13 protein-coding genes and 1 riboswitch (1 of these 14 cut by a window edge) are annotated in these 14,006 nt (G+C 54.5%); of the genes, 8 read left to right on the forward strand and 5 right to left on the reverse strand.

The annotated features are described in order from the left end of the window. Nucleotides 1–12, forward strand: partial view of an RNA-binding protein gene (locus I6L35_RS05710; protein WP_005339200.1) — the 3' portion only. Its footprint begins 480 nt before the window's first position; 12 of the gene's 492 nt are visible here — the last part of the coding sequence; its start codon lies beyond the left edge, outside the window; it ends in the stop codon at nucleotides 10–12. A gap of 7 nt (nucleotides 13–19) precedes the next feature. On the opposite strand, the gene murI is transcribed toward I6L35_RS05710, so the two are convergent. The 3 genes from murI to nhaR all read right to left on the reverse strand — a co-directional run bounded on the left by murI (nucleotide 20) and on the right by nhaR (nucleotide 3,916). Then, entirely contained in the window at nucleotides 20–823 is an 804-nt protein-coding gene (murI, locus tag I6L35_RS05715) for a glutamate racemase (RefSeq protein WP_216979762.1), read from the reverse strand. A gap of 110 nt (nucleotides 824–933) precedes the next feature. Beyond that, complete coding sequence (locus tag I6L35_RS05720) at nucleotides 934–2,748, reverse strand: TonB-dependent receptor (protein WP_216979763.1); 1,815 nt, start codon at nucleotides 2,746–2,748, stop codon at nucleotides 934–936. Nucleotides 2,749–2,799: 51 nt separating this feature from the next. Then, nucleotides 2,800–2,978, reverse strand: a riboswitch (cobalamin riboswitch). Nucleotides 2,979–3,013: 35 nt separating this feature from the next. Continuing rightward, complete coding sequence (gene nhaR / locus I6L35_RS05725) at nucleotides 3,014–3,916, reverse strand: transcriptional activator NhaR (protein ID WP_216979764.1); 903 nt, start codon at nucleotides 3,914–3,916, stop codon at nucleotides 3,014–3,016. Between the two features lie 109 nt (nucleotides 3,917–4,025). On the opposite strand from nhaR, the gene I6L35_RS05730 reads away from it, so the two are divergent. From I6L35_RS05730 to I6L35_RS05750, 5 genes are all read left to right on the forward strand, one after another. Continuing rightward, complete coding sequence (locus I6L35_RS05730) at nucleotides 4,026–4,952, forward strand: sodium-dependent bicarbonate transport family permease (RefSeq protein WP_199416737.1); 927 nt, start codon at nucleotides 4,026–4,028, stop codon at nucleotides 4,950–4,952. 4 nt (nucleotides 4,953–4,956) lie between these two features. Next, nucleotides 4,957–5,259 carry a hypothetical protein gene (locus tag I6L35_RS05735; protein WP_005321666.1) on the forward strand — a complete coding sequence of 101 codons (303 nt, stop codon included), beginning with the start codon at nucleotides 4,957–4,959 and terminating at the stop codon, nucleotides 5,257–5,259. A gap of 63 nt (nucleotides 5,260–5,322) precedes the next feature. Continuing rightward, on the forward strand, nucleotides 5,323–5,832 hold the full coding sequence (gene purE / locus I6L35_RS05740; protein WP_216979765.1) for a 5-(carboxyamino)imidazole ribonucleotide mutase: 510 nt from the start codon (nucleotides 5,323–5,325) through the stop codon (nucleotides 5,830–5,832). Beyond that, nucleotides 5,829–6,956, forward strand: coding sequence for a 5-(carboxyamino)imidazole ribonucleotide synthase (locus I6L35_RS05745; protein WP_216979766.1), 1,128 nt, complete (start codon nucleotides 5,829–5,831; stop codon nucleotides 6,954–6,956). The genes purE and I6L35_RS05745 overlap by 4 nt, the downstream gene beginning before the upstream one ends. A 397-nt stretch (nucleotides 6,957–7,353) precedes the next feature. After that, entirely contained in the window at nucleotides 7,354–7,794 is a 441-nt protein-coding gene (locus I6L35_RS05750; protein ID WP_005342112.1) for a hypothetical protein, read from the forward strand. A gap of 35 nt (nucleotides 7,795–7,829) precedes the next feature. On the opposite strand, the gene I6L35_RS05755 is transcribed toward I6L35_RS05750, so the two are convergent. Beyond that, the gene (locus tag I6L35_RS05755; RefSeq protein ID WP_216980248.1) at nucleotides 7,830–11,417 is read right to left on the reverse strand and encodes a transporter substrate-binding domain-containing protein; all 3,588 of its coding nucleotides are present in this window, start codon (nucleotides 11,415–11,417) and stop codon (nucleotides 7,830–7,832) included. Between the two features lie 2 nt (nucleotides 11,418–11,419). Further along, entirely contained in the window at nucleotides 11,420–12,043 is a 624-nt protein-coding gene (locus I6L35_RS05760) for a response regulator transcription factor (RefSeq protein ID WP_216979767.1), read from the reverse strand. A 595-nt stretch (nucleotides 12,044–12,638) separates the two neighbouring features. On the opposite strand from I6L35_RS05760, the gene I6L35_RS05765 reads away from it, so the two are divergent. Further along, a complete protein-coding gene (locus tag I6L35_RS05765; protein WP_216979768.1) occupies nucleotides 12,639–13,223 on the forward strand; it encodes a common pilus major fimbrillin subunit EcpA in 585 nt (194 codons plus the stop codon). Nucleotides 13,224–13,282: 59 nt separating this feature from the next. After that, a complete protein-coding gene (locus tag I6L35_RS05770) occupies nucleotides 13,283–13,948 on the forward strand; it encodes a hypothetical protein (protein WP_216979769.1) in 666 nt (221 codons plus the stop codon). The last annotated feature ends 58 nt before the right edge of the window (nucleotides 13,949–14,006 follow it).

Below are 14,006 nucleotides of genomic sequence, written 5' to 3' on the forward strand. Positions count from 1 at the left end.
ACTGACGCCTAACCGTTCGTCAGTACTTCACCTCTTCCAGTGATGACAGCCCCCATGCTTGCAAGGGGGCTGTCAGTTTTTGAGCCTCCCCATCCAGCCGGGTACAGTAAGCCCTGGCAATTACCTCTTCTATATGTACAGGCTGCACGGTGGCATGCCCGCCATTGTTCAGCAACCAGGCCACCCGTTTGGCAACAGCACTGCCCGAGTCAATAAGCTGGCATTGCGGCATCAGTTGCCCAATCTCTTCATTGAGTAGCGGGAAGTGAGTACAACCGAGCACCAGCGTATCCGGCTGCTCTTCCCCATCCAGCCAGTCGGCCAATACCTCGCGCAGCAACGCCATATTGACCGGCAAGCCCGCCAGCTTGTGTTCGGCTTCTATGACCAGCTCGGTGGTGCCCTTGAGCAGCACCCGCTTGCCGGGAGCAAACTGGGCGATCAGTTCGTGGGTATAGTCGCGGCTCACAGTGCCTGGCGTAGCCAGCAGACCGATACAACCATTGCGAGTCTGTGCAGCGGCAGGCTTGATGGCTGGCACCACCCCCACCACAGGAATATCCAGTGCCTCACGCAGGGCTGGCAGCGCTATGGTGCTGGCCGTATTACAGGCAATCACCACCAGATCGATATGATGACGGGCCACCATGGTGGTCACCAAGCGGGTGCAGGCAGCAATCAGGGCGGGCTCGCTCAATTCACCATAGGGGAAGTTGGCATTATCGAAGCAGTAGAAATAGTTGTGTGCCGGCAGAACGCGGCGGATCTCGCGGTAGATGGTCAGGCCACCCATACCGGAATCAAACACGAGAATATTGGCCACTTGAGCTCCCCTTTGGTGCAAGGCGGCGATCATACTCCCGCCTGCCGCCAATAGAAAAGGCCCTGCCAATGGCAGGGCCTCGGTTTTTCAAGGATGAACTGGAGAAAGCATCAGAAGCGGTAGTCGGCAGTTACTTTGAACTCGGTACCTGGTGATGCATAGCCTTTAGCGACTTCATAATTGCGATCAAACAAATTATCGATACGACCGCCCAATGTCAGCTGATTAGTAGCGGCGTAGGTAGCACCCAAGTTCACAAGGGTATACGGGCTCAACTCAACATTGCCTACATCGAGTCTTTCACCAACATATAGCACCTCTGTACTCCAGGTCATTTGACCTGTCGTGAAACTGGTCAGCCAGGTACCTTTGTGTTTCGCTCGACGCAAGAGTTGCTGATCATTCGCATTTTTGTCCTTGGCGCGTGTGTAGTCATAGTTGAAGTCATGATGTACAAGCCAAGTATCCAAACCAAGGGCCAACTCGATGCCTTCAATCTCGGCATCAGTATTGCCCTTGGTACAGGTGATATAACCTTTTTGGCACTGAATCAGGTTTTGGATTTGGTTACGATAGAAGTTTGCTGACCAGTCCCAACCGGTGTAACGACCGGAGAAATCCAGCTCCAAATTCTTGCTTTCTTCTGGTTGCAATGCCGGATTCTCATAACCCGGGTAGTAAAGATCCATAAAGGTAGGCGCTTTGAAGCCAGTACCGTAGCTCAGCCGTACATTGTGGTTCTCATCAAAATCCAGCCCACTTGCCGCAGACCAGGTATTGTGACGACCATATTGCTGGTTATCATCAGTGCGGCCGGAAAGTTCCCACAGCAGCGCCTGCCAACGGTAGCTTCCCACGGCAAACAATCCTTTATTGTCACGATCGGGGGCATTAAAGTTTTTGCCATAGCTCCGAGAGTCTGACTTCATCTCCTCACGCTGCCAATCTGCACCGCCTGTCAGGCTGACCCCTTCAATACCACTCCAGCTGTTGATCCAGGATAAACGTGTCAGACCTGTATGAATGGGTTGGCCAGTTTCTTCCCCATTACTCTCCAGCCAGTTCTTCAGCTTGTTTTCACCGTAACTGACTTCAAGTCGACTGATCAGATCCTTACCCTGGAACTTGAGACCACCGTCATATTGGAAAGCCTGTACTCGGCTCTGATCCGCAGACAGATAGGGGTCGTCCGTTTCTGTCAGATTGTCATAACCCTGAGCATTAAAATCAGCGCTCCATGCATCATTAAAAGCGTGGTTCAAACCGATTTGGCCATTGCGGCCGGAGAACCCATCCCGGTCAGGCTGCTGAGCATTGGCTACGACATCAAAACCGTCAGTACGCTCGTAGCCAATCAGCATGTTCATATCGGTTTTTTGGCCAAATGACTGAACTGTTCTTAGCTCGCCCTGACCATAGCCATTGCTGCCAGCACCACCTTTCAGATGTGTCTCGCTGCCATTCTTGGCGGATGTTTTGGTGATGAGGTTGATAACACCGCCGATGGCATCAGAACCATACACCGCAGCGCGCGGGCCACGGATATACTCGATGCGCTCGATATTGCCGAGGGGGATCTGGCTGAGATCCGGCGTACCGGCCACCATGGCCGCGATGGGACGCCCATTCATCAGCACCAGTGAATGGTTGGAGTTGGTACCACGTATGAACAGGCTGCTCATGTGACCTCTGCCACCCAGGGTAGTGATCTGCACGCCGGGCAGCGTCTTCAGCAACGCTGGCAAACTCTGCACCTGACGAGATTCGATCTCGGCGCGATCGATCACCACAACAGGCGCCAACACCGAGCTGACCGGTTGCTCCATGCGGTTGGCCGTAATGACCAGAGTTGGATTGATGGGGATGGTGGTTTGGGCAAACGCCGCCGTCGGCAACAGGGCAGCCGCCAGAAATTTCTTCGACATGAGAGATCCTTAAGTTCGCGTAAGTATCTACTTCGTGGCCGGTTTCTCTCGGCCCGAAATACGAACTCTGGCAGGTCTTCGGGCTCGGGGGCTGATAGCCTACGGCGACGGCTTCCCGCCTGACGGCAGTGCCCTGATGTCGCTTCGTTCCCCCTTACCGCTGCGCGCCAGCTCCGGATTCTCACCGGATTCCCTATTAAGCATGATGCGCCAAAGCGGGAGGATTATAGGCAGAGCAAAGCTGGATGCATAGCCATCCAGATTGCTATTTTTTGCCAGCCAGCGCCGCCAGCCGCTGTTGGGCTCCCTCCATCACCGCCTGTACCCCGGGATGGGAGAGATGGCGCCCTGCCGAGACCAGATAGTAAGAGAGGGTGACGTCGGTGAGAGTGGCGATCCGTTCCACCCCGTAGAGGCGACCAATCTCGTCGGCCATCGCCAGCGGCGCCGGGAAGATCCCCATCCCTGCCTTGCCGAACGACTTCATCAGGGTGGAGTCATCAAACTGCCCCACCAGATGGGGATGAATGCCCTGCTGCCGATACCACTCCAGCAGCCGATCGTGGGTGGCCGACTTCTCTCCGGGGATCAGCAGCGGCAACCCCTCCAGCGAGGCGGGAAAGCCGTCCCGCGCCCGCGCAGCCAGCTCCGGGCTGGCAAACAGCGCCAGCGGGCTGCGCCCCAGCTCGTGGTTATAGCCACGCACGCCGCTGTCGGGAGGGAGCGGGCGATCGATCAGCACCATATCCAGCTTGTGGCGGGCCAGTTCGCTGAACAGCTGCTCGGCCCGCTCCTCGTGACACACCAGGCGCAGCGGGGTCGCCAGCGCCATGGCGGGAGCCAGCAGCTCGAACGCCAGAGTACGGGGTACCGAATCGGCGATCCCCACCTGCATGGTCAGTTCCTGACTGGCGTGGCGCAGGGTGTGCTCCAGCTCGGCACCGAGCGAGAAAATCGCCCCCGCCTGTTCCTGCGCCTGCCGCCCGGCAGCAGTCAGCACCAGACGCCTACCCACCCGGTTGAACAGCGCCACCCCGAGGGACTGCTCCAGCTCGGCGACCTGACCGCTGATGGTCTGCGGCGTGAGGTGCAGCTGTTCGGCAGCTTGTGTCACGCTGCCACTGCGCGCCACATGCCAGAAATAGTAGAGCTGTTTATAGTTGAGCATGCCGTTCCCTATCAGTTTTTACCGAACAACCATCAGCGAGAATCTGATTTTATCGAAACATTGCGGGCTCTAGCATGCAACCATTATCTGAACTGCCCTGCGAGCCATCATGCTGGACGTCGTTGTTCTCTTCTTTCTGTTTGGTCTGCTGGCCGGTCTGGTGCGCTCCGAGCTCAAACTGCCGCCTGCCCTCTACGATACCCTCTCCCTCTTTTTGCTGCTGGCCATCGGCCTCAAGGGCGGCGTCGGTCTGGCCCAGCAATCCTTGCTGCCCCTGCTGCCGCAACTTGCGCTGGTGATCCTGCTCGGTGTGGTGCAGACCCTGCTCGGCTTTGCCGTGCTGCGCCTCAAGATGAACCGGGTGGATGCCGCCGCCACCGCCGCCCACTATGGCTCGGTCAGCGTCGCCACCTTTGCGGTCGGGGTGAACTGGCTGACCGAGCGGGGCATCAGCTTTGAATCCCAACTCTCCATCTTCCTCGCAGTGATGGAGATCCCGGCCATTCTGGTGGGCATAGTGCTCGCCCGCGGCATCAGTCGCGAGACCCGCTGGCGCATGCTGGCCCACGAGACCTTCCTCGGCAAAGGGGTAACTCTGCTGCTCGGCGGCATGGCAATCGGCTATCTGGCCGGACCGGACGGGATTGCCCCGCTCAAACCGCTGTTTGTCGACCTGTTCAAGGGGGCGCTGGCGCTGTTCCTGCTGGAGATGGGCCTCATCGTCGCCCGCCAGTGTCAGGATCTGCGCCGCCATGGCCTGTTCCTGCTCGGCTTCGCCCTTTTGATGCCGCTCGCCTCGGCGGGACTGGGATTGGCTGCTGGCCAGCTGATGGGGCTCTCCCTCGGCGGCCTGACCCTGCTGGCCACCCTGGCGGCCAGCGCCTCCTATATTGCTGTGCCGGCCACCATGCGCATCGCCGTGCCCCAGGCCAACCCGGGGCTCTCCCTCAGCGCCGTGCTGGGGGTCACCTTCCCGTTCAACATCATGCTGGGGATCCCGCTCTACCACAGCTGGGCCCGCCACTTCACGGAGTAGCCACATGCAGACCGAGACCCGCACCCTGCTGACCGTCATCACGGAAGCCAATCTGGAGCCAACCCTGCTGCGCACCCTCACCCGCGAGGGGCTGCGCGGCTACACCATCACAGATGCCCGTGGTCGGGGGGATCATGGCGAGCGCAACGCCAGCTGGAGCGAGAGCGGCAACATCCGGCTGGAGGCGATCTGCAGCCGGGAGCAGGCGGAGCGGCTGCTGGCCCACCTGCAGAGTCGCTACTACCCCGACTACGCCATGATCGCCTTTCTGCAACCGGTCGAAATCGTGCGACCCGAGAAATTCTGAGCCGGCTTGCCGGCTCTTTTTGCCCACCAAAAGCAAACGTTTAACATCAAGGATTCAGAGAAAATGAACACCTCTCCCCTGATCGGCCTGGTAATGGGCTCCGACTCCGACTGGCCAGTGCTGCAGGCTGCCGCCCGCATCCTCAAGGAGCACGGCGTGCCCTACGAGGCACAGGTGGTATCGGCCCATCGCACCCCGGATCTGCTGTTCGAGTATGCCGCCACTGCCCGCGAGCGCGGTCTGCGCGCCATCATCGCCGGGGCCGGTGGAGCCGCACACCTGCCGGGCATGGTTGCCGCCAAGACCACATTGCCGGTGCTGGGGGTGCCCATCCCCTCCCGCCATCTCAAGGGAATGGACTCCCTGCTCTCCATCGTGCAGATGCCCAAAGGGGTGCCGGTAGCCACCTTCGCCATCGGCGAGGCGGGGGCCGCCAACGCAGCCCTGTTTGCGGTCTCCCTGCTCTCCGTTGCACAAGACGACGACGCCCCCCGATACCGGCAGCAACTCGACGACTTCCGCACCCACGAGCGAGATCGGGTGCTGGCACTGCAACTGGAGGAGCCGACATGATACTGCCACCCGCCACCCTCGGCATGCTGGGGGGCGGCCAGCTTGGCCGCTACTTCGTGATGGCCGCCCACCGCCTCGGCTATAAGGTGGTGGTACTGGATCCCGACCCGGCCAGCATCGCCGGTGCCGCCGCCGATCACCATATTGTCGCTTCCTATGATGACCAGGCCGCCCTGCACGATCTGGCTAGCCGCTGCGAGGCCATCAGCTGCGAATTCGAAAATGTGCCCGCCGCCACCCTCGCGCTGCTCGAACAGCAAAAGCCGGTACGCCCGACCGCCAGCGCGGTGCGCATCTGTCAGGAGCGCCGCGAGGAGAAAGCCTTTCTGTGCAGAGCTGACATCCCGGTTGCCCTCTATCTGGCGCTACTGCCGGAAGAGCCCATCCCCGCACAGGCCAGCGAACTCTTCCCCGCCATCCTCAAGACGGCCCGCGAGGGGTACGACGGCAAGGGGCAATGGCAAGTGAGCGGTCTGGATGAGCTGGCGACGGTGTTGGCAGCCAGTGGTGTGCCCTGCGTGCTGGAAAAACGGCTGGCGCTGGAGGGGGAGTTTGCCCTGACCCTGGCGCGCAGCCCGAGCGGTGCCATCAGCGCCCTGCCTCTGGTGCAGAACTGGCACAGCGGCGGCATTCTGGACCAGACCCGCTCCCCGGCCAATGTGCCAACGCTGGAGAGCGAAGCCAAAGCAATAGCCGAACGGCTGATAGCAGCTCTCGATTACGTTGGGGTACTGACGGTGGAGTTCTTTCTGGTGGAAGGTAGACTGCTGGTCAACGAGCTGGCGCCCCGCCCCCACAACTCGGGTCACCCCAGCATCGACAACGCTGCATGCAGCCAGTTCGAGTTGCAGGTGCGCGCCCTGTGCGATCTGCCGCTGCCGGATCAGATCGCCGTGCGTCCCGCCCTGTTAATCAACCTGCTGGGTGATCTCTGGCAGAACGGCACACCCGACTGGGCTGCCCTGCTGGCGCTGCCCGGCCTGCATCTGCACCTCTACGGCAAGGGCGAACCACGCCCCGGCCGCAAGATGGGCCATATCACGGTAACCGGTGACGACTGGTCAACGGTGGAGGAGACCTGCAGCAAGGCTCGTCAGCTGCTGGGACTCGCACCACCACGATAAATCGTATGAGATATGGCTGACGATCGCGACATCCACCGTATGGGGTTCGGCCAGCAGCAAGATAAGTTACATGACCAACCCCTCATCCGCCATCCTTGCCGTAGTGCGGTAGGTTCTAGAGCCGCAAGTTGCAACAGCGCTGGTGTAACAAGGTAGCGAGTACACTGCCAACGTATCAGGGAAGCCAGATGTCGTTACCAAACACCACAAACAACATCATCTAATTTCCGAGCAAAACAAGAATTCTATATCTATGACTAAAAGGAGAGAACACTGGGTCATATCCCGTGTCAGCGTATTCCGAACAGTGGGGCCCTGATTAAACTTTACAATTATCAGGTCGATAGATAAGAGCTCCCCGGCAGCGGGGTAACTTCGATATCCAGGAGATAATCATATGTCTCAGAAAGGAGTTCTGGTGGCACTACTGACTGTTTGCTACACGATGTCGGCTCAGGCCGACAAGCTAACCTCTCAGATCGCCTGGCCAGCCACCGCCAGCAAAAGTACCGGGATGGAAATCTCACTCACCCACCCGGGTCAACAACAGGTCAATTCCTCGTTCACATCCAGCCCAGTCCAGACCGAGGCCATCAACGTCAGCAACTCGGATTTCAATACCACCTATCAATTGCAGGCCCGCACCCTGTATGCCAGTTTGCCCGAGCAGGCCGATACCGACTTCAAGCTATCTCTCAACGGCCAGCCACTGCCACGACACCATGCCCTGCCACTAACCCAAGCCACCCGTTACTTCCTCAGCTACCAAGCCTCAACCGCCAAACCGGATCAAACCGGCGAAGCGGCCTATGAACTACTGGTCTATTGGCACGGCTGAGCATCCATGAAGGCATGTCCAACATGCCTTCATTTTCATGCCAGTTCTGGCTGCATTCTCATTATCGCTTGCCTGACAATCCCATATGAATACTGCAATTGCTGCAATGCCCCAAGCAATTCCTGTGGCTCAAGCCCGGCCGATTCCGCCTCACTACACACCGCCACCAGTTTCATTGCTCCCATGATCCTGGCCCCGCCTTTCAGGCGATGCACATAATCAAGAAACCGGGCTACCTCACCGTCATCGGCAGCCTGCCGTAGGCACAGCAGATCATCATCACTCGCTCGTGCAAACTCATTCAACAAAGGCAACATGAGTGCAGGCTGATGACCGGTCAAAGGCCCCAGACACAACTTAATCTCCTGCATGCAATGCTCGATCTCCCTCTGTTCTTCATGTCGCATGTGGCGGCCCAGACAGCACTCCAGCTCCTCCAGTCCCACTGGTTTGAACAGGCAATCGTCCATGCCAGCCGCCAGTCCCTCGCTCACCTGCTCCTGACGGGCATCAGCCGTCAACCCCAAGATAAGGCAACGATGAGCCCCCCTATCCAATTCCAGAGCTCTATATTGGCGAGTCAATTCAAAACCACTCATGCCGGGCATATTGAAGTCGGTGATCATTACGTCAAAGGGCACTTTAAAAAGAAGATCCAACGCATCGGCACCCGACTCAACAGCCGTTGCATCATGCCCGAGATACGCCAACTGCTGACTGACCAGCAGCCGGTTAGTAGGGTGATCATCCACGATCATGACCCGTAGCTGACGGGTGTAGCCCGTCATCGTGCCCAATGCCACTGGCGATGCAGGCTCGACTGCGCTGGCCAACGGCAACTTCATCTCGATACTGACACAAGTGCCGCGTCCGAGTTCACTCTCAAGCAACAGAGCCCCTCCCATCAACTCACAGAGCGAGCGGGAGATCATCAGACCGAGACCCGTGCCAGAACGCTGGATGTGCTCAGGCTGCCTCGCCTGACCAAAAGGCTGGAACAGCCTGGCTTGATCAGCGGGAGCAATGCCTATGCCCGTATCCCGAATAGCCAGCTGCAAAGTACACCAGCCGTCACTGGCTTTTGATTGCAACTCGACCCGCACCGATCCCTTATCCGTGTACTTTATGGCATTGCTGATAAGATTGGAGAGGATTTGTTTGTAGCAGATACTATCGACCAGAACCCAGCGAGGCTCACTGGCTGCGAGCTCCAGTTGCAAGTTCTTTTGTCTGGCCAGAGCGGTAAATACAGTGACGACCGAAGCCGTCAGCGCCACGATGTCATGGGATTCCGGCCTTAGTTCGAACCGACCGGACTCTATCTTGGAAATATCCAGAATATCGCCAATCAGGCTCAACAGATCCTTGGCCGAACCATGGGCGATGGAGAGTGAGGCCTTGTCCTCTTCATGCAGTCGAGCACGGCGCAAGGTCAGTTCCAGCAACCCAATAATTGCATTCATGGGTGTACGAATCTCATGGCTCATGGTCGCCAAAAAAGTCGACTTGGCACGATTGGCCTCCTGAGCATCCTGGCTGGCCAGGGCCAGCTCTTCTAACAAACGCAGCCGCTCGCTCACATCGATCCAGCCCCCAATGACCCCTTGAACACTCCCCTCAAGATCAAAGTAAGGTTGAACCCAGTGATAAACATCGACAACGCCTGTTGTCATTGACAAGCGATGATCACCTTGCCTGACACACCGCACTGTACGTGCCATGCTGAAATCCTCTAGCAAGGGAGCCAGGAAAGGCCAGCGCCGTATATCTTCCTCCATGGTAGTGCCCAGCAGACTATCTTTCTCCTCACCAAAAAAACCAGCATAGGAGCTGTTACACAGCACCAGTCTATCCTCCTGATCCCGGGCATAAATGGGATGAGGTGTGCCATCAACCAGATCTTCGATGAACTTGAGCTGCGTGCTCAAGGCCACTTCAGCAGCTCTACGCTGGCGCACCTGCTTGTGCAGGGATAGACCCCACAGACCAATCCAGATAGTCAGCAGCATGATCAAGGCGATGATGCCGCCAAATTCCCGCACCAGTTCCTGCCAAGTTATTGCCTCCTGTTGGGTACTGACGCGCCAGCGATTGGAAAGGCCCTCCAGCTCATCCGGCGGAATCATGGCTATCACTTGATCCAGGATGTCCCTTAGAATCCGGCGCTCCGGGGGAACAGCAAAAGCTGCGCTTATTGGAATAGATTCAAAAAGTTCACCCGTAATGAACAGGCTGTCCGGAAACTTGCTATTTATGTAGTGCTTGGCAACTCGCAATGGAAGCACGGTCACATCACAAAGCTTGCTTGCCACACAACGCAATGCATCTTCGATGCGATCGAACTGCTTGGCCTTCAACTGGCCATACTCTTCCTCAATCGCCTGTTCGGAAATAAAATCCTTTACCATCGCAACCGTACCGGTTTTAAGTAACGTCTCCGGCACCGTTGCCTCGTGACTGACTCCTACGACATAAGCCAAAGGCTCCAGTACAAAGGCGCGGCTGAACAAATAACTACTTCTACGTGCGTCCGATGGGCTCAATACCGCTATGTCTACCTGACGCTCGTCAAGCAGCTTTAGCATCTGTGTAGTCGTCTTAACCGGTACAATCTCTATTTCAACACCCAGTTTCGCCCGCAGAACTTGCAGCAAGTCAGCAACAACCCCATGCAAGGTGTTATTTACATCTAGAAAGCTAAGCGGAGGAACACCATCATTAACGCCAATTTTTATTTTTTTTTGTTTACCTAGCCAGTTCCACTGCTCGTTACTTAACTCAACCTTACGCGCGCTGATAGAAAGGCCACCTCCATTCCAACGCTTTGCAATTTCCTCACGTTTCCCATCTAGAATTTCCTCTAAAGCAATATTTATAATTTTTTTTAGCCGTTGATTTCTCCTGTCTAAAGAAAATGAAAAACCATGAGTATCTCGATATAGTGGCTTTAATAACTGAATACTGTCTTGGTAAAACTTATTAACAATGAAATTTCCTGAAATCATATCCAGCATCACAGCATCTACTTGCCCATAAGCAACAGCAGCGAGTGCGCTGTAACGAGATGGATACATTTTTATTTGTATGCCTGGTAGATATCGCTTCACATCAATTGTGGGAAGATAATACTCTGGAACAGCCACAGTTCGTATGTCATGTTCATCTACATGTATATTTTTATATATAGCTGGATCATCCGGCATATATTTATCTGTTAACAATAGCTGCTGTTGTTCTTCATAGGCATTAGACGTGCTTAAGAAGTCGATCTCTCCACGTTTCAGCGCCTCAATAGCTTCAGCGCGAGATGGTATACTTTTCACAACGATCTCGATATGCAACAAATGGCTCAACATTCCAACAATGTCAGCGGTAACTCCTTCGTATGCATTAGCGCGTAGTGTAATATCCATAGGAGGATTATCAGGCATTGGGACTCCGAGCACCAAGCGCCCCTTATTTCGCAACCAAAGCCATTCTTCCACATGTAATGGCAAAAAATTTTTATCAATATATTCACTGTCATTTCGCGAATACACATGCAAGAATGGCGACTCAACATGACTTGCTGAGGCAAAAAATGCGCATAATAAGGCCAGAGCGGCTACGTATGATGCTTTCATATTCACAGTAACTCTTGGCGCTTGGCCAGGCTAATCAGGTCAACCATATTGGTCACATTCAGTTTCTGCATCAACCGAGTTTTGTACGTACTGACTGTTTTTTCACTAAGCAACATACTCTCTGCAATTTGTTTGTTGGTATGCCCCTGACATATTTGCATTAACACACTCATTTCTCTATCAGAGAGGACAGATAAGACATCTTCGCGATCAACTTCATGAGCATACCTCGCCCCGGCCATTACATTTCTAGGGAAGCACAGCTGGCCTTTACCAATTTTAACAAGTACATTTTTCAGCAAAGAAAGATCATCTAACTTTGATATAAACCCATCTGCACCAGCTTGCAAGCAGCGCACCATAATATGATGTGTAGCTTGAGCAGATAATATTACAACTTTAATTTTAGCATCCATATCCTTAAGTCTTTTAATAACCTCAACACCATCTAGCTTAGGAATGCCTATATCTAAAATGACTATGTCAGGGTTATTTGTACGTGCAACCAAAATAGCATCCACGCCATTATCAACCTCAGCGACAATATGATGATCGTCTTGCTGCAACAGAATACGAACAGCCATCCTGATGGCTGGGTGATCATCCACTATCAATATTTTTGCCATATATCTACCTACTAAAAATTTGATGCTGCGCATACTAACTATAAATGCAGCATATGCACCATATAGCACCCAGATATTAATAACATGTTACACATTTAAACCATTTGCTAATTTCAGTGCCATTCCCAGCTTGCAATGCTCAATTTTAGCGATATAAATCATAGCGTTATGCGTAACAGACTTCTTTTGGCTCCTTTCTCTCGATATCATTGTCTCTGACGAGTTCATACGATCCACCATAAAAATCACAATGACTATTTGATTTTAAATCAAAGCATAAAAACCATATAAATCAAATAAATAGTGAGCAACAAATCCATCTGTAAAGCCGTCATGTCAGAACTTATTTAAGTTGCATGCAACAACCACCTTTTAGGATTTTTCCTACACACCATTAAATCGATCCAGGCAGGTCCGTCCAGTATCTTTGTCGGCGAAAAGATGAGCTGATTGGCGAAGCATCACGCTTCGGTAATCGGCAGAGTTGCTTGGACAAAAGAGTCCTGCAAGCTGGAAAGGGAATGCACCCTGGGTGCGTGGAATCAAACGGGTGGCAGCAAATGCCCCCATCAGAAAATGTGTAGGAAATATCAAGATGAAAAAGACTCTGATTGCGCTGACTGTTGCAGGGCTGGGTTTCACTGCAGCTGCTAACGCCGCTGTAGAAGCAAAAGCAGTTGCGAAATGGAAAGCAACAGCCAAAAAAGACACTGTGTCTGAACTGGTAGTAACACCACTCGACAGCCTCTCTTTCCAATATGCAGAAGGGATCAAGGGCTTTAATACCGTTAGTGGTCTGTTCGATGTAGCAATCCAGGGTGATGACAGCGCAACCGACTTTACGCTGAAAGCCAAGAAGCTGAGCGGCACACTGAACCATCTGAGCGGTGGCTCCACCGTTGATGTCGGCGTGTTCTGGATGGGTCAACCGGTCACCGAAAATGCCTATACCACGCTGATCGATACCGCCGCTGGCAACACTGGCGGTGATCTTTCTCCGCTGGCCAGCTCCTTTAATGTTGGCAATGCAACTGATATTCAGCGTCACACAGCTCAGGGCTCGTTCACTTTCAATATTGAAAGCGCCACGGCCAACGGCGTAGCAGCAGCTTTCGATACCCTGCCGGATGGTATGTGGACCGGGGAAGTCAACGTCGAGTTCGTTGCTAACTGGATCTAATTGCCACAGCGGATTTTACGCAGGGCCCCTCAGGGGCCCTTTTAATCACAGGAGTTCTCATGAACCTGAAAATGCTGATGGCATCCATGCTGTTGCTTCCCATGACCAGCCAAGCTATCAACGTTGGCTCTGTCACGACCTTCATTGAAGCTGACAGCCAAGACGCCGCCAAGGAGATCGAAAACGCCAGTTCACAAGCCAGGTTAGTCACCATCTCCGTCAGCCGAATCTCGTCGCCAGAAGAAGGTGGCGAAGAGATCCCTATGGAAGTCGCAGGCGAGTTGATGCTCTCGCCAAGTCGACTGGTATTACCCGCCAATGCCAAAAATAACGTGCGTTTCTTTTATAAGGGCCCACAGGATGGCAAAGAGCGTTACTACCGCATCCGATGGCTGGATACCGCCCTGTCGATGGACGACCAGAAAAACAATCGTCGCCAGGCCGTGGCCACGACCTCAGCCCAGATTGGCACCATTCTGGTTGTAACCCCGCGTCAACAAAAGTTCGCCTACAACTTGCAAAACGGGGTGCTAACCAATCAGGGAAATGCCTCTTATCGCACTGTGGCCTATGGACCCTGTCTGGACACAAAGCGACAAGAACAATGCAAAGAAACATATTACGACTTGCCCGGTAAAAAGCGTCATTTCAAGAAAGTGGATATGCACAATCCCAAAAGCCACTTGGGCCTATGGCTCGGTCAAGAGTTCATCGTCGTCAAATAACCCGTTTGTACTGGTACAGCCTGTACCACTCGGTCGAGTGGCGGTGTTGTCTTGCCGG

The sequence above is a fragment of the Aeromonas sp. FDAARGOS 1405 genome (genome assembly GCF_019048265.1).
GTDB lineage: Bacteria > Pseudomonadota > Gammaproteobacteria > Enterobacterales > Aeromonadaceae > Aeromonas > Aeromonas veronii_A.